The sequence below is a fragment of the Pseudomonas sp. GM80 genome, from assembly GCF_000282515.1.
Classification (GTDB): Bacteria; Pseudomonadota; Gammaproteobacteria; order Pseudomonadales; family Pseudomonadaceae; genus Aquipseudomonas.
The window spans coordinates 59615-74629 of record NZ_AKJD01000069.1 but is presented as its reverse complement, the minus strand read 5'-3'; the positions used below and the strand labels follow the sequence as shown (position 1 = coordinate 74629).

Below are 15015 nucleotides of genomic sequence, written 5' to 3'. Positions count from 1 at the left end.
CCGAAGGCTGCGATCTTTTGATTTTGTTTTTTAAAAGCAAGATCAACAGATCGCAGCCTGCGGCAGCTCCTACAGGGGTGTGTCAGTTCTTCGAGATTTCGCCGGCTGGCAGTGTTTCCTTGCTGCGCCAGTGTGGCAGGGAGTTCCAGTAGCGCTCGCCCTTGGCGTCGTCGTACATGCCTTCCCAGCGCGAGATAACCAACACGGCCAGCGCGTTACCAATCACGTTCAGCGCAGTACGGGCCATGTCCATGACGCGGTCGACACCGGCGATGAACGCCAGACCTTCCAGCGGAATACCGACGCTGCCCAGGGTGGCCAGCAACACCACGAAGGACACGCCCGGTACGCCGGCGATGCCTTTGGAGGTGACCATCAGGGTCAGCACCAGCAGCAATTGCTGGCTGATCGACAGGTCGATGCCGTACAGCTGCGCGATGAAGATTGCCGCGATCGATTGGTACAGGGTCGAACCGTCGAGGTTGAACGAGTAACCGGTCGGCACCACGAAGCTGCAGATGGCTTTCGGTGCGCCGTAGGCTTCCATCTTCTCGATCACGCGCGGCAGCACGGTTTCCGAGGAGGCGGTGGAGTAGGCCAGCACCAGCTCATCCTTGAAGATGCGCATCAGCTTGAACACCGAGAAACCGAACATCTTGGCGATCAGGCCCAGCACCACGAAGGCGAAGAAGGCGATGGCGAAGTAAACCAGGATCACCAGCTTGGCCAGCGGCACCAGCGAGGCGAAACCGAAGTTGGCCACGGTCACCGCGATCAGAGCGAATACGCCGATCGGCGCATAGTTCATGATCATGTGGGTGACTTTGAACATGCTTTCCGAAACGCCCTGGAACATCTTCACCAGCGGCTCGCGCAGGTCCGACTGCAGGCTCGACAGACCGAGACCGAACAGCACGGAGAAGAAGATGATCGGCAGCATTTCGCCGCGAGCCATGGCCGCGAAGATGTTCGACGGGATCAGGTTAAGGATGGTCTCGATGAACGCGTGTTCATGCTGTACCTCGGCGGCAGTCGCCTGGTACTTGGAGATGTCCACGGTGCCCAGGGTGCTCATGTCGATGCCGGCACCCGGATGGAACAGGTTGGCCAGCAGCAGGCCGACGACGATGGCGATGGTGGTGACGATTTCGAAATAGATAATCGTCTTCAGGCCGATACGCCCGAGCTTCTTGGCGTCGCCCACGCCGGCGATGCCGACAATCAGGGAAGAGATGACGATCGGGATCACGATCATCTTGATCAGACGGATAAAGATATCGCCTGCCGGTTGCAGGACGTTGCTGATCCACCAGGCTTTTTCGGCACTGAAGTGGTTGAGCAACGCACCAATTGCAATACCCAAAACCAGACCGATGAGGATCTGCCAGGCGAGGCTAATTTTTGCCTTCTTCATTATCTTTACCCTTACTTGCGTTTGACTCAGGCACATGCAGGAACTGGAACGCTCTTTAGCGGAAAAGTCTGTGCATCTGCCTCCGTATAAGGTGCCCCGAAGCGCGTGTTTACGGCTCTTCGGCAGGCGAAAAAAGGCGCAACTATTCCGATGCAAGGTTGCGCCGTCTAATGCCGTAAACGCCTACCCTATGCCGAATCGGCATGAGCTTTTTTAATTGAAACTGGCGTCCCAACCGGTTCGATTGTGACATTTCGGCCGGCATAAGTGCCGTGAACCGGCCATCACAGCGTAGGTTGGTTATTTTTTGAACGAGAAAAATCAACGAAAAATTTAGGAAAAAGCCTACGTGGGAAGCCTAGAAGTCCCACTGTTTAAAAGGTTTCTTTGTCGATATACGGTCGCCAGGAAACACCGCGTAATGTTTTCGCGCGCAGTGTCGACGATAAAAAAGGCGAGCTGGACGCTCTGGATCAATGTTTTGCTGAAAAGGAAGCTCAACGCAAGTCCGTCGATCTGCTGTGAGTCGGCGAACCTGCGATGCAGCTTTTACTTGCCCTGACCCGGCCCTCGCGCAGGCACTCCCTGTACCCGTAGGTCACTCCGACCCTGTAACAGTCAGAACGTCCCGGCCCCTTGGTCATGCGCCGAGCCTCCTCGGATCGGTGCAATGGAAGGCAGCAGGGCTGCTGCCTTCATGTTCAATACCAGTTCGGATCTTTCTTCAGGGTTTCCATCAGCAGATCCTGCATGCCCTGATCGGGTTTGCCGAGGAAGCGGTAGGTGGCATGTCGCGTGGGCGACTTGTCGGCCGGCAGTCCTTCGGGCACATCGACGAGCATGGCGTAAGCGTCTTTCTTGTCGAAACTGAAGGCGACGATCAAACGGTGGTTGAGGCACTTGTCCGCAGATTCGCAGAGCGGCCCGACCAGATATTGATCGCCGTCTTCAGTCACGGCATTCATCTGTTGGTCTGGCGTGCCGGACAGGTTCATTACCCATTCCGGCAGGCGTTCTTCCTTCTTCACCACGCCTTCCCACGTTTCGCGATATTGCGGGTCGGAACTCAACAGTTCGTTGACCCGCGCCTGGCCATCGTTGGCCGCCATCGCCATGGCACTACCGCCCAGAAGCAGGGCGGCTGCCAGTGTTTTTAAAACAGTCATCGTTAACCTCGGCCGCGACGGCCAAAGAAGAAGGAAGCGATGAACATCACCAGGAACACGACAAAGAGAATCTTGGCGATACCCGTGGCGGTGCCCGCGATACCACCGAAGCCCAGTACTGCAGCGATGATGGCAATGATCAAGAATGTGATTGCCCAGCTCAACATGGTGATTCTCCTTACTTCTCTATTTAGGGATATTGCGTGTTCCGGCGCATCGCGCCTGAATCCGTTTGTTCAATCAGAAAACCCAGCGCTCTTCACGTGGCATTTGATCCAGTGGCTGCGCCTGGTCGACATCGACCATGCGCATCGTCGCGTTGTCATCCTGGACACTGCTGCTGACAGCGCTGAAATGACTCTGGGTAGCGTGCTGCATGGAAATCAGCGGTGCTTCCGGCTGCTGGCTGTTTTCCCAGCGCAGGTATTGCTGGCAAGCAATCAGGGTGATCAACAGCGCAAGTACGCCAAACAGAGCTTGTTGCAGATGCAGTGGCGAGATGCGTACTTGAGCGGCGCGTTGGCGAGTCATCCTGGGTTCCTCACTCTTATTCGGTTGGGGCAGTTCTGATCTGCCCGGGCTGAATGAGTTATTGCAGCCTGCATGCCAGTTTTTTCATTGAAAAATATTCAATAAAATCAATAACTTAAAAGAGATGCGAAAAGAGTTGGCGACGCATCCTGCACGATGGGTCGTCTGGGATCGTGCGCAATGCACGATTTTTTCGTAGGAGAATTCATTCTTATGGAATTGAGAGCAGGGCGCAGATGTCAGAAAAGGACGCAAGCAATGTCCTGTAAACCGCTGATTGTTTAAAAAACCAACAAAATCAACGTATTGGCCGTAATGGCAGGAGAGAGCTACCCTCCTATGGCTGGCATCGTTCAGAATCAACCATGCAACTTGCCCGATTTTTCCGGGACTAACCTCAGACCAATCACTATGGAGCGTAGGAAAAATGGAATCTGCCACTGAGCATCAAGGCCGCATTCTGCTGGTGGACGACGAATCCGCCATCCTGCGTACCTTCCGTTATTGCCTTGAAGACGAAGGCTATACGGTGGCTACCGCCAACAGCGCGGCTCAGGCCGACGCACTGCTGCAACGCCAGGTCTTCGATTTGTGCTTCCTTGATTTACGCCTGGGCGAAGACAACGGTCTCGATGTACTGGCGCAAATGCGCATTCAGGCACCGTGGATGCGCGTGGTGATCGTCACCGCGCATTCGGCTGTCGATACCGCTGTGGATGCTATTCAGGCGGGCGCCGCTGATTATCTGGTCAAGCCGTGCAGCCCTGATCAGCTGCGTCTGGCTACCGCCAAGCAGCTGGAAGTGCGCCAGTTGTCGGCGCGCCTCGAAGCGCTTGAAGGCGAGATCCGTAAACCGAAGGACGGTCTCGACTCCCACAGCCCGGCGATGAAGGTCGTCCTGGAAACCGCGCGCCAAGTCGCGGGCACCGACGCCAACATTCTTATCCTTGGTGAATCCGGCACCGGTAAAGGTGAGCTGGCCCGTGCGATTCACGGCTGGAGCAAGCGCGAGAAGAAATCCTGCGTGACCATCAACTGCCCGTCGCTGACCGCAGAACTGATGGAAAGCGAGCTGTTCGGTCACAGCCGTGGTGCGTTTACCGGGGCCAGCGAAAGTACGCTGGGTCGAGTCAACCAGGCCGACGGCGGTACGCTGTTTCTCGACGAGATCGGCGATTTTCCGCTGACATTGCAGCCAAAGTTGCTGCGCTTCATTCAAGACAAGGAATACGAACGCGTAGGTGACCCGGTCACCCGTCGCGCCGACGTGCGTATTTTGGCGGCGACCAACCTCAATCTGGAGGACATGGTCCGTGACGGTCGTTTCCGTGAAGACCTGCTGTATCGCCTGAACGTCATTACCCTGCACCTGCCGCCGTTGCGCGAGCGTGCCGAGGACATCCTCACGCTGGCTGATCGCTTTCTGGCGCGCTTCGTTAAAGAGTACGCACGTCCGGCGCGTGGGTTCAGCGACGAGGCTCGCGAGGCACTGCTCGGCTACCGCTGGCCGGGCAACATTCGTGAGCTGCGCAACGTGGTCGAGCGCGCGAGCATCATCTGCCCGCAGGAGCGCGTGGAGATCAGCCATCTCGGCATGGCCGAGCAACCGGCCAACAACGCGCCTCGGGTCGGCGCCGCGCTGAGTCTGGACGAGTTGGAAAAAGCCCACATCGGCGCGGTTCTCGCCACCGCCGGCACCTTGGATCAAGCAGCGAAAACCCTCGGCATCGACGCCTCGACCCTGTATCGCAAGCGCAAGCAGTACAACCTGTGAGTGCCGGGCGATGAAACTGGCGATGAAGTTGCGCACGCGGTTGTTCCTGAGCATTTCCGCCTTGATCACCGTGGCCTTGCTCGGGTTGCTGCTCGGGCTGGTCAGCGTGATGCAGATGGCCGGTACACAGGAAACCACGCTGCGTAACAACTTCGTCACGCTCGATCTGGGCCTCAAGCTGCGACAAACTTTGGGTGATCAACTGGTCATCATGCTTGCCGAAGAGCCCGATCCGGTCGCGTTCGAGGCGTCCAAACAGCAATACCTCAAGTTGCTCGATGACGGTATCGCCCAAGAGCACATCGGCGATGGTCGCCAGTATGGTTTCAGTCAGGCCAAGGCTGATTACCTGAGTTTTCTTCAGGCCTTCGATGTGTCCCGTGACCCGGCGACGGCGTTGAGCAGCAACGCCAATCTCAGGGAGCGCTTCAACACGCTGCGTAACGGGTTGATCACCGAACACAAGCATGCGCTGGACAACATCAACGCGGTCCAGCATCAAGCGCGCGACCGTGCACTGTTGATTGCCGGCCTGCTCGGGCTGGTAGGGCTGGCGGTGTTGATCATCGGTTTCGTCACCGCGCACGGTATCGCTCGACGCTTCGGTGTGCCGATCGAAGTCTTGGCGAAAGCGGCGGACAACATTGGTCAGGGCAACTATGAAGTGACCCTGCCGATTTCCTCGGCGATGGAAGTGAACCTGTTGTCGCGTCGCTTCGGTTTGATGGCCGAAGCGCTGCGTGAGCACCAGGCCACCAACGTCGACGAGCTGCTGGCCGGCCAGCAGCGTCTGCAGGCGGTGCTCGACAGCATCGACGATGGTCTGCTGATGATTGACCGCGAAGGTCATCTGGAACACCTCAACCCGGTGGCTCAACGCCAGTTGGGTTGGGACGATGATCGACTCGGCCAGGGTTTGGGCGCGGCGCTTGAGCGGCCGGAGCTGGATGCGCAGCTGCAACTGGTGCTGCGCGGCGGCACGCTGGAGCGCGCGCCGGAGGATTTGAGCATTGAGGTCGACGGCGAATCGCGCCTGCTGACTTACAGCCTGACGCCGGTCAGCCACACCCAAGGTCATATCCTCGGCGCGGTGATGGTGTTGCACGACGTCACCGAGCAGCGCGCGTTCGAGCGGGTGCGCAGCGAGTTCGTCCTGCGCGCCTCCCATGAGCTGCGCACGCCGGTCACCGGCATGCACATGGCGTTCGGCCTGTTTCGCGAGCGGGCGAAGTTTCCGGCGGAGTCACGCGAGGCCGATCTGCTTGATACCGTGAATGAGGAAATGCAGCGCCTGATGCAGTTGATCAACGACTTGCTGAATTTCTCGCGCTACCAGAACGGGTTGCAGAAACTCACGCTGGCACCGTGCTCCATCGAAGATCTGCTGGCGCAGGCCCAGCTGCGTTTCGCCGAGTCGGCGGCGGCCAAAGGCATCGCCCTGGAGGTCGAAGTGCAAGGCCCGCTGCCGCGTTTGCAGGCCGATCAGGCGCAGCTCGACCGCGTGCTCGACAACCTGATCGACAACGCCCTGCGCCATACCGCCCGCGACGGATTGATTCGTCTGCAGGCGCGGCGACACGGCGAGCGGGTGATCATCAGCGTCGAGGACAATGGCGAAGGCATTGCCTACGGCCAGCAGGGGCGGATCTTCGAGCCCTTCGTCCAGGTCGGGCGCAAGAAGGGCGGAGCCGGGCTCGGCTTGGCGCTGTGCAAGGAAATCGTCCAGTTGCATGGCGGGCGCATGGGCGTGTATTCGCGGCCGGGGCAGGGCACGCAGTTCTATATGGCGTTAGCCGTTTAGGCTTCGTCGTCCATGCGCCGACCGGCGAGCCGGCGGCCGCGCGTGATCAGTTCGATGAACTGCACCGCGCTCAGCGCATGGGCAAACAGCCAGCCCTGACCGAACTTCACGCCTTCGCTGCTGAGCAATTGCGCTTGTGATTCCAGTTCGATGCCTTCGGCAATCACCTTCAGGTCCAGCGCTTGCGCCATGTGAATAATGTGCGGGGCGACGCCGCTGCTGGCGGCGTCATGGCCGAGGGCGTCGATAAACGCCTTGTCGATTTTCAGGCAGTCCACCGGCAGGGTCTGCAGGTAGGCGAGGCTGCAATAGCCGGTGCCGAAATCGTCGATCAGCACCTGATGGCCAACATCACGCAGGGCTTGCAGGTTTTCCCGCGCGACCACCACATCAATCAAACCGCGTTCAGTGACCTCGAAGGCAATCTGTCGTGCGGCGACCCGGTGCAAGGTCAGCAAGCGCGCCATGACCTGGCCGATGCGCGGCACCATGACGTCGCACGCCGCCAGGTTCACCGAGATATACAGTTGTGGGTTGGCGCGCAATACCGGACCCAACTGCTCGAGCAAACGCTGCAGGACAAAGTCGGTCATTTGCCGAATCTGCCCGGTGTTTTCCGCCATCGGGATAAACAGGTCGGGGCTGGTCAGCGTGCCGTCCGGGCGGCGCCAGCGCAGCAGGGCTTCGGCACCGACGCAGTTGCGGCTGTCGAGGTCGAAGATCGGTTGATAAAGCACCTGCAACTCGCCGCGGCGGATCGCGCCGTGAAGCTCGGCATCCAACGATTGCCGCTGGCGCACCAGCAGGAAGGTGAGAAAGCCGACAATCGCACCGGCCACCAGGCAGACCGGAATCATCCACCACCAAATGGTGGGGATGTGCATGCCGGTGCGCGGCGTGATCAACACCAGCTGATATTCCGGGTTGTCGGTGGGCATGCGGTAGATCAATCGCGTTTGCGTGACTTGCAGGGCATCGCGACCTTTCGGTGGCCAGTTTGCCGTCGGCGGCCAGTCCTGCTCGGTACCCAGTACCGGGATTGCCCGGGAGCCATGGTCGAGCACCACCAACAGGCTGCTGCCAGGCGACAGGTCGACCATGTCGGTCAAATGGCCGCGCGAGGTGGCCACACGAAAATTTCCCCGACCCAGCATCAGCGCGGCGCGGTTCTCGTCGGGTTCGGTGGTGGTGTTCAGCCAGTAGCTGTAGGTCGGGCCTTTGATGTCTGGTGCGCGGACAACCGATAAGCCTTCCTGGCGCGGCCGGTTCGAACAGATCCGCGAGGCGTCCATATAAGCGGCTTCGTAAACGAAGCGATAGTTGAAGGTGACTTGTTGCAAGGTGGCGATCATTTCGTCGTCGCAACTGCGCAACGGTTGCGCTTCGAGGTCGTCGAGACTTTCGCGCAACTGGCCGAACAATTGTTCGAGGCGAGCGAGGAAACGTTCGCCTTGCGCGTTCATTTCCCGGCTCTCGTTTTGCTCGACCTGATGCATCGCCACGAACATTGCGCCGGCGATCAGCAGGCAGGCACTGAGGACAGCCGCGATCATCGCCAAAAACCATGGGCGATAAAACCAGCTACGCAGCGTCTCTCGGGTAGCAACCATCATGGAATATCCGAAGAATTACCAATGAGTTATAGCTGCTGATTGCAATTTCGCCCTGACCGTCGGGCGGGCGTCATTATTTTGTCTGATTGAGCACCAACAACAGCGCTGCCGTTTGCGCATCCGGCGTACCGTCGAAGCGCGAAGGCCGGAAGTGCATCTGGAAAGCGGCAAGGACGTGGCGAGTGGCGACGTCGAGTTCGCCGGTCTGCGGCGTGTCGTAGCCAAGGTGCGCCAGTTGCGCCTGGAACCAGCTGACGCTCGGCAGTTCGCTGCTGTTGAACACGGCCTGTTGGCGTGCCACGGCTTGCTCGTTGGGCCACACGCCAAGGCCTTCAGCGGCAAGGCGCTGCCACGGGAACAGCGGGCCCGGATCGAGCTTGCGCAGCGGCGCGATGTCGCTGTGGCCGATGATGTGGCGCGGGCTGATGCCGTTGCGTTTGCTGATGTCCTTTAGCAGGGCGATCAACGATTGAATCTGTGCTTCGCTGTATGGATACCACAGGCGCCCGGTCGGGGTGTCCTTGAAGCCCGGATTGACGATTTCGATGCCGATCGAGCTGGAGTTGAGCCAGGTGCGGCCCTGCCATTGGCTTTCGCCGGCGTGCCAGGCGCGCTGGTTTTCATCCATCAGTTTGTAGACGGTGGCGCTCTTGTCGTCGCCGATCAGGTAATGGCTGCTGACTTCGCCGTGGGTCAGCAATTGCAGCGAACGCTCCAGCGATGTCGAGGTGTAGTGGACGATCACAAACTGGATGCGGCTATCGTAATTGGCCGAAGGGTGGCTGGTGTCATAACGCGGGCTGCTGGCGCAACCGGCCAGAACGAGCAGCGAAGCGAGGAGGGCAAAGAATTTCATGGCAGAGGACAATACACGCAAGACAGTAATGCAACAGTGTAACGTACTGCCTTGCGTCTCGACGGTCAGCGGGCGGATTTAAACAAAATGGAACACATTGCTTAGCCCAGCTCGACCCGGTTGCGCCCTGCATTTTTCGCGCGGTACAGCGCCTGATCGGCTCTTTTCAGCACCAGATCGCTGTGTTCTCCCGCTCGGAAGGACGCCAATCCCATGGAAATGGTGATGGTCACGCGTTCGCCCTTGAAGTGGAACGGGCAAGCTTCGATGGCCGCACGCAGGGTTTCCAGCAGCTTGGCACCGACTGCCGGTGGCGTGGCCGGCAGCAACAGCACGAACTCTTCACCGCCGAAACGGGCAATGAAGTCAGTGCCGCGCAGGCGCTTGCGCAGCACGGTGGCGATAATCTTCAACACTTTGTCACCGGCCAGATGACCGTAGTTGTCGTTGATGCGTTTGAAGTGATCAAGGTCGAGCATCGCCAGGCTCAAGGTATTGCCGTGTTGTTGCCACTGCTTGATTTCATGCTCAAGGCGCTCGCTCCATGCGGCGCGGTTGGGCAAGCCGGTGAGCGGGTCGATCAGGGCTTTCTGCCGTTGCACTTCAAGGTGCTCGCGGAAACCCTGGGCTTCCTGTTCCATGTGCGCCACGCGTTCGGACAGGCTTTTAAGCCGTGTCGCGACTTCCTGTTCACGGGCATCGCGCTGCTTCTGGTGTTGATCCATGGTGCCGAGCAGGCCTTCGAGGTGATTCTCCAGGACGTGCTTGAGGTCATCCAGATCGGCGGCTTCCTGCACGCTGGTCTGCAAACCGTCGACCTGCTCGCGAATTTGCGTGTCCATTGCCCGCGCCGCCGAGCTGTTGTCGGCATGGCCTTCACTGGCGGCCTGCAGGTTGCTCTGGAACGCTTCGAGGCGTTCGTTGAGCTGTTGCAGATAGACTTCGAATTCGTGTTGACCGCTGTCGGTAATCGCCAGCATCAAGGTGGCAAGATCGTCGAGGATCGGGATCAGTTCGTACCAGTTCAACCCATGTTGCAAACGTTCGCGCATTGCCTCGGCTTGCGGGCGGTGGCGTTCGGGCAAGGTCAGGTCGTCGAGCAGGCCGATCAAGGTGTCTTCGATGTGCTTGGCCACGGAGCTGTAAGACGGCTCCGGGGAATCCGGCAGGGCGAACAGGATGTCGTGCTCGGATTGCTCCGGGTCGATGGCCGCCAATGCCTGCGCGATAGGTTCGGGCAGCGGCAGGCTGTCGAGAATCAGCGGAACGGGATCGCCGGGGTGGATCAATTCGTCCGGATTGAAGGGGGCGGGTGCAATCGCCGCCGGCGCCTGCGCGAAAACTGGTTCCAGTTCGGGCTCCAGAGGCAGGGCTTCGGTCTCGGCCGGGGTGCTGGGCGCTTCGTTGAGCACGGTCGGCGGGACGAAGGCAACCACTGGCGGTTGCGTTGAAGTCTCGGGTGCGGGTGTCGCTGGTTCGATGGCTGGTGCAGTTTGCTGAACGGGCGGCGTCGTTGTAATCACCGGTTCAGTAGCTGCGACGGGGGTCGTCTGCTCGGGCACTGTATCGGCTTGCGGCGCAACGGGTGAGGGCGCCGCCGGCACGGACGCGGCCGCCGGAGCTGGTGGTGCTTCTGGCGTTGGGGCGGGCGTTTCTTCGTTTTCCCGGCTGCCAAACAGTCGCTGCAACAATCCCGGACGCCCCGGCTCAGCTGGCGTTTCCAGCTGGCTCAACGCCTTGCCCTGCAAGCCACTCAGTTCGCTGAGCAGCAGCGGCATCTCGCGCGCCTGGCCGACGCGGCCATCCAGTTGTTTGGCGAATTTCTTCAGCGGTTGCGCCACTTCCCGGGGCAACGGCAAGGCCTGCAACTGAGCCACCAGTGAGGTCAGCGCCGTGCTGACCTGATCGATGCGTGTTTCGCGGCGCTGCTCGGAATCGAGCACGGCTTTTTCCAGGCGCGGCAACAGGGCGGCGAGGCCGGCATCCATGTCGTCGGTGCGCACCACGTCGCGCATCTCTTTCATGCACTGATCGACGACCTTGTCGGTGCCTTCGGCCGCCAGCGTGCTGCGCACCAGCCCGCGACGCAGCAAGTCGAGCCTGGCGGCCCAGCGCCGTTCGAGCTTGTCCTGCTGTTCGATGCTTTTGAGGTACTTCTCTTTCCAGCGCTGGGCGTCGTCGCTCATTCAGGGGTTCCGCGAGGGGCAGGACTCATCGCGGGCAATGCATCGGCCGTAAGCGAACCCGGCAGACGAATCTCTACCGCGACCGGCAGGTGATCGGAAATCGGTTGGGCCAGCACTTGGACTCTTTCCAGGGTCAGGGTCGGGCTGAGCAAAATATGATCAAGGCAACGCTGCGGGCGCCAGCTGGGGAACGTCGCTTCCAGCTGTGGGGCCAGCAGGCCAAGATCGCGTAACGGTGAGTGTTGTAGCAGATCGCTGGCGTGGGTGTTCATGTCGCCCATCAACACTTGGTGTTTATAGCCACCAATCAGCTCACGAATATAGGCCAGTTGCAGGCTGCGCGTTCGCGCGCCGAGGGCCAGGTGCATCATCACCACCACCAGTGCCTCCGGACCTTCGCCGAAACGCAGCAGAATCGCGCCACGACCTTTCGGGCCGGGCAGGGGATGATCCTCGATCGCCCACGGCTTCAGGCGACTGAGCACGCCATTGCTGTGCTGGGCCAGTCGACCGAGGTTGCGATTGAGTTGTTGATACCAGTAGGGGAAGGCGCCGAGGTGGGCCAAGTGTTCGACCTGATTGACGTAGCCCGAACGCAGGCTGCCGCCATCGGCTTCCTGCAGGGCGACCAGATCGAAGTCGCCGAGCAGATCGCCGATCTTTTGCAGATTGCCCGAGCGCCCATTGTGCGGCAGCAGATGCTGCCAGCTGCGCGTCAGGTAATGTCGATAACGCTCGGTGCTGATGCCGACCTGGATATTGAAACTGAGCAGGCGCAGACGCTGGTCCGCGGGCAGGCCCGTTGACGCCAGGTGATGCTCGTTGACCTGCGGATCATGCAGGCCAACGAGGCGTTCAGACTTCCAGCGGCGCATGGCGGTTGCCGCGCTTAGTTGGCAGCAGCCTTGGTTGCCGCTCGCTCTTTGGCGACCAGTTGATCAGCCAGTTGCAGCGCTTGTTCGGCACCACCGGCAGAGCCGATGTCGAAGCGGTACTTGCCGTTGACGATCATGGTTGGCACCCCGGTGATTTCATACTTCTTGGCCAGTTCACGCGCCTTGACGATCTGACCTTTGATGGCGAACGAGTCGAAGGTGGCGAGGAACTTGTCCTTGTCCACGCCTTGGGTGGCGAGGAAGTCAGCCATGTCGTTCTTGTCGGTCAGCTTTTTGTGTTGTTTCTGGATTGCTTCGAAAACCGCCGCGTGAACCTTGTGCTCGACACCCATGGCTTCCAGGGTCAGGAACATCTGGCCGTGAGCGTCCCACGGGCCGCCGAACATCGCCGGAATACGCACGAAGTTGACGTCCTTGGGCAGTTTTTCAACCCATGGGTTGATCACCGGCTCAAAGGCGTAGCAGTGCGGGCAGCCGTACCAGAACAGCTCGACCACTTCGATCTTGCCAGGCTCTGCAACCGGAACCGGGTTGGCCAGTTCCACGTAAGGGGCGGCAGGGGCTTCGGCGGCTTGAGCGGTCACGCCGAACAGGCTGGCAGCGACGAGAGCGGCGCTGATGATCAGATTACGCATGCTTTACTCCTGGACAATTTTGGTCGCCTCGCGCGACCTGTTTTCAGACAGATCCTGGCGGGCATGAGTTCTGTAGTGTAACGGCAGCGGCCACAAAAAAGGGCGGCCAAAGCCACCCTTTTTATACTTGCTGCGACGGATTAATCGAGCGTTAACATTGCCGGAGATATCAACTCCTGCATTGAATCGCGCAACTCCCCTGTAGGCGCTGCCGAAGGCTGCGATCTTTTGATCTTCAGCCCCGCTCAACGCCCGATACGACGCGCTTAGTGCAAACCCTGAATGTAGCTGGAGACCGCCGCGATGTCTTCGTCGCTGAGGCGCTTGGCGATGGTCTGCATGGTCATGGTGTCGCCGTCGTTGGTGCGGCCACCTTCTTCCTTGCGGAAATCGGTCAGTTGCTTGGCGATGTATTGAGCGTGTTGGCCACCCAGGTGCGGGAAGCCGGCAGCGGCGTTGCCGGCGCCATTCGGCGAGTGGCAACCGGTGCAGGCTGGCAGCCCTTTGGCGAGGTTGCCGCCACGGAACAGTGCTTCACCGCGAGCGACGATCTTCGGATCGGCGGCGCCGACGCTGCCTTTCTGGCTGGCGAAGTAGGCGGCGATGTCGGCCAGATCCTGATCGCTCAGGTTGGTCAGCAGCCCGGTCATTTCCAGAACGGTGCGCTTGCCCGACTTAATGTCGTGCAGTTGCTTGGTCAGGTAGCGTTCACCTTGACCGGCCAGTTTTGGAAAGTTTGGCGCCATGCTGTTGCCGTCCGGGCCATGGCAGGCTCCGCAAACGGCGGCTTTTGCCTGGCCCGCTGCGGCATCACCGGCAGCATGGGCGAAGCCTGAAATTCCCACGGTCAACAGCAGACTCACGATCAATTTGTTCATCAGCTAATCCAACTACGGCTAAGGGTTAAGTTATGGACCGGGCTTACTCGCGCTCATCCAAAGGATGATGGCTTGGTAATCCTCGGCACTGCAGTCCATGCACAAACCACGCGGCGGCATCGCCTTGAAACCCTGGGTCACGTGTTGCACCAGCGTCCCCATACCTTTCGCCAACCTCGGCGTCCAAGCTTCCTGATCGCCTCTTTCGGGCGCCATGGGTAGTTGGCCGGAATGACAGGCACCACAAACACGGTTGTACACGGCTTCCGGATCCTGTGTAGCCTGTGCGCTGTAAAGCGGCATCAAGACTCCGGCAGCCAGCAGCCATTTCGTCATAAAACGACCTTTTCAGGGTTGAGAGCGTTCTGCGTTCTAATGCGCAATCAAAGTCTGTCGCTCTCGTGAACTTCATCCTTCGCTGGGACAAAGCACACACAAAATCTGCGGCATTATATACTGGCGTCACTGAAACGGAAGCGACACCGCGTTCCGCGCCCAATCCCGGCGCCGCCCACATCGGAAATCCCATGCAACTCAAGAATCCCATCCTCGGCCTGTGCCAACAGTCCACGTTCATGCTCAGTGCCGCCAAAGTCGATCAATGCCCTGACGACGAAGGCTTCGAAGTAGCGTTTGCCGGCCGTTCCAACGCCGGTAAATCCAGCGCGCTGAACACATTGACTCACGCCAGCCTGGCGCGCACCTCGAAAACTCCGGGTCGCACACAGCTGTTGAACTTCTTCAAGCTAGACGAAGATCGCCGTCTGGTCGACCTGCCGGGCTACGGTTACGCAAAAGTACCGATCCCGCTGAAGATGCACTGGCAGCGTCACCTTGAGGCTTACCTCGGTGGCCGCGAGAGTTTGAAGGGTTTGATTCTGATGATGGACATCCGTCATCCAATGACCGACTTCGACCTGCTGATGCTCGACTGGGCCGTTGCGGCCGGCATGCCGATGCACATCCTGCTGACCAAGGCGGACAAACTGACCTACGGCGCAGCCAAGAACACCCTGCTCAAAGTGCAGTCGGAAATCCGTAAAGGCTGGGGCGACCTGGTCACCATCCAGCTGTTCTCGGCACCAAAACGCATGGGCCTGGAAGAGGCCTACACTGTATTGGCAGGCTGGATGGAACTGGCAGACAAAGGCGCCGAGGCGGCAGCCGAGTAAGTCGGGATATGGAAATTTGTTTGTAGTGTGTTCAGGCAAGGCGAAAGGGCAGTGAAAAGCGGAGTTTAGGGGACCTAAATGAGCATTTGAGCT

General features: G+C 59.6%; 14 protein-coding genes. 3 read left to right on the top strand and 11 right to left on the bottom strand.

The window, feature by feature from the left end; genetic code table 11:
• Positions 1-82 precede the first annotated feature (82 nt).
• The 4 genes from gltP to PMI37_RS12490 all read right to left on the bottom strand — a co-directional run bounded on the left by gltP (position 83) and on the right by PMI37_RS12490 (position 3111).
• Positions 83-1414, bottom strand: coding sequence for a glutamate/aspartate:proton symporter GltP (gltP, locus tag PMI37_RS12505; protein WP_008081262.1), 1332 nt, complete (start codon positions 1412-1414; stop codon positions 83-85).
• Positions 1415-2115: 701 nt separating this feature from the next.
• A complete protein-coding gene (locus tag PMI37_RS12500; RefSeq protein WP_008081255.1) occupies positions 2116-2580 on the bottom strand; it encodes an inhibitor of vertebrate lysozyme family protein in 465 nt (154 codons plus the stop codon).
• 2 nt (positions 2581-2582) lie between these two features.
• On the bottom strand, positions 2583-2747 hold the full coding sequence (locus tag PMI37_RS31260; protein ID WP_003177151.1) for a DUF1328 domain-containing protein: 165 nt from the start codon (positions 2745-2747) through the stop codon (positions 2583-2585).
• 73 nt (positions 2748-2820) lie between these two features.
• Positions 2821-3111 carry a hypothetical protein gene (locus tag PMI37_RS12490; protein WP_008081254.1) on the bottom strand — a complete coding sequence of 97 codons (291 nt, stop codon included), beginning with the start codon at positions 3109-3111 and terminating at the stop codon, positions 2821-2823.
• A gap of 427 nt (positions 3112-3538) precedes the next feature.
• Between PMI37_RS12490 and algB the strand changes: the two genes are divergently transcribed.
• Complete coding sequence (gene algB / locus PMI37_RS12485) at positions 3539-4885, top strand: sigma-54-dependent response regulator transcription factor AlgB (RefSeq protein WP_007954049.1); 1347 nt, start codon at positions 3539-3541, stop codon at positions 4883-4885.
• A gap of 10 nt (positions 4886-4895) precedes the next feature.
• Positions 4896-6686, top strand: coding sequence for a KinB sensor domain-containing domain (locus tag PMI37_RS12480; protein WP_008081252.1), 1791 nt, complete (start codon positions 4896-4898; stop codon positions 6684-6686).
• Here PMI37_RS12480 and PMI37_RS12475 read toward each other — a convergent pair.
• From PMI37_RS12475 to PMI37_RS12445, 7 genes are all read right to left on the bottom strand, one after another.
• Positions 6683-8296: an EAL domain-containing protein gene (locus tag PMI37_RS12475; protein ID WP_177323312.1), complete on the bottom strand. Its 1614-nt coding sequence runs from the start codon at positions 8294-8296 to the stop codon at positions 6683-6685. The genes PMI37_RS12480 and PMI37_RS12475 overlap by 4 nt on opposite strands.
• Before the next feature lie 76 nt (positions 8297-8372).
• Complete coding sequence (locus tag PMI37_RS12470; protein ID WP_008081248.1) at positions 8373-9155, bottom strand: N-acetylmuramoyl-L-alanine amidase; 783 nt, start codon at positions 9153-9155, stop codon at positions 8373-8375.
• Positions 9156-9256: 101 nt separating this feature from the next.
• Complete coding sequence (locus PMI37_RS12465; RefSeq protein WP_008081246.1) at positions 9257-11341, bottom strand: GGDEF domain-containing protein; 2085 nt, start codon at positions 11339-11341, stop codon at positions 9257-9259.
• A complete protein-coding gene (locus tag PMI37_RS12460; protein WP_008081244.1) occupies positions 11338-12216 on the bottom strand; it encodes an endonuclease/exonuclease/phosphatase family protein in 879 nt (292 codons plus the stop codon). Before PMI37_RS12460 ends, PMI37_RS12465 begins: the two co-directional genes overlap by 4 nt.
• A 14-nt stretch (positions 12217-12230) precedes the next feature.
• Complete coding sequence (dsbA, locus tag PMI37_RS12455; RefSeq protein WP_008081242.1) at positions 12231-12872, bottom strand: thiol:disulfide interchange protein DsbA; 642 nt, start codon at positions 12870-12872, stop codon at positions 12231-12233.
• A 266-nt stretch (positions 12873-13138) separates the two neighbouring features.
• Entirely contained in the window at positions 13139-13750 is a 612-nt protein-coding gene (locus tag PMI37_RS12450) for a c-type cytochrome (protein WP_008081240.1), read from the bottom strand.
• 30 nt (positions 13751-13780) lie between these two features.
• The gene (locus PMI37_RS12445) at positions 13781-14086 is read right to left on the bottom strand and encodes a c-type cytochrome (protein WP_045123119.1); all 306 of its coding nucleotides are present in this window, start codon (positions 14084-14086) and stop codon (positions 13781-13783) included.
• A 191-nt stretch (positions 14087-14277) separates the two neighbouring features.
• Here PMI37_RS12445 and yihA point away from each other — a divergent pair, with 191 nt between their 5' ends.
• Positions 14278-14922, top strand: coding sequence for a ribosome biogenesis GTP-binding protein YihA/YsxC (yihA, locus tag PMI37_RS12440; RefSeq protein ID WP_008081236.1), 645 nt, complete (start codon positions 14278-14280; stop codon positions 14920-14922).
• Positions 14923-15015 lie beyond the last annotated feature (93 nt).

What these genes read in the sequence shown, in the direction of transcription:
- PMI37_RS12465 (WP_008081246.1), bottom strand. Translation starts at nt 11,341, where the DNA reads ATGAGCGACGACGCCCAGCGCTGGAAAGAGAAGTACCTCAAAAGCATC.
- PMI37_RS12470 (WP_008081248.1), bottom strand. Translation starts at nt 9,155, where the DNA reads ATGAAATTCTTTGCCCTCCTCGCTTCGCTGCTCGTTCTGGCCGGTTGC.
- gltP (WP_008081262.1), bottom strand. Translation starts at nt 1,414, where the DNA reads ATGAAGAAGGCAAAAATTAGCCTCGCCTGGCAGATCCTCATCGGTCTG.
- algB (WP_007954049.1), top strand. Translation starts at nt 3,539, where the DNA reads ATGGAATCTGCCACTGAGCATCAAGGCCGCATTCTGCTGGTGGACGAC.
- PMI37_RS31260 (WP_003177151.1), bottom strand. Translation starts at nt 2,747, where the DNA reads ATGTTGAGCTGGGCAATCACATTCTTGATCATTGCCATCATCGCTGCA.
- yihA (WP_008081236.1), top strand. Translation starts at nt 14,278, where the DNA reads ATGCAACTCAAGAATCCCATCCTCGGCCTGTGCCAACAGTCCACGTTC.
- PMI37_RS12450 (WP_008081240.1), bottom strand. Translation starts at nt 13,750, where the DNA reads ATGAACAAATTGATCGTGAGTCTGCTGTTGACCGTGGGAATTTCAGGC.
- PMI37_RS12460 (WP_008081244.1), bottom strand. Translation starts at nt 12,216, where the DNA reads ATGCGCCGCTGGAAGTCTGAACGCCTCGTTGGCCTGCATGATCCGCAG.
- PMI37_RS12445 (WP_045123119.1), bottom strand. Translation starts at nt 14,086, where the DNA reads ATGACGAAATGGCTGCTGGCTGCCGGAGTCTTGATGCCGCTTTACAGC.
- PMI37_RS12500 (WP_008081255.1), bottom strand. Translation starts at nt 2,580, where the DNA reads ATGACTGTTTTAAAAACACTGGCAGCCGCCCTGCTTCTGGGCGGTAGT.
- dsbA (WP_008081242.1), bottom strand. Translation starts at nt 12,872, where the DNA reads ATGCGTAATCTGATCATCAGCGCCGCTCTCGTCGCTGCCAGCCTGTTC.
- PMI37_RS12475 (WP_177323312.1), bottom strand. Translation starts at nt 8,296, where the DNA reads ATGGTTGCTACCCGAGAGACGCTGCGTAGCTGGTTTTATCGCCCATGG.
- PMI37_RS12480 (WP_008081252.1), top strand. Translation starts at nt 4,896, where the DNA reads ATGAAACTGGCGATGAAGTTGCGCACGCGGTTGTTCCTGAGCATTTCC.
- PMI37_RS12490 (WP_008081254.1), bottom strand. Translation starts at nt 3,111, where the DNA reads ATGACTCGCCAACGCGCCGCTCAAGTACGCATCTCGCCACTGCATCTG.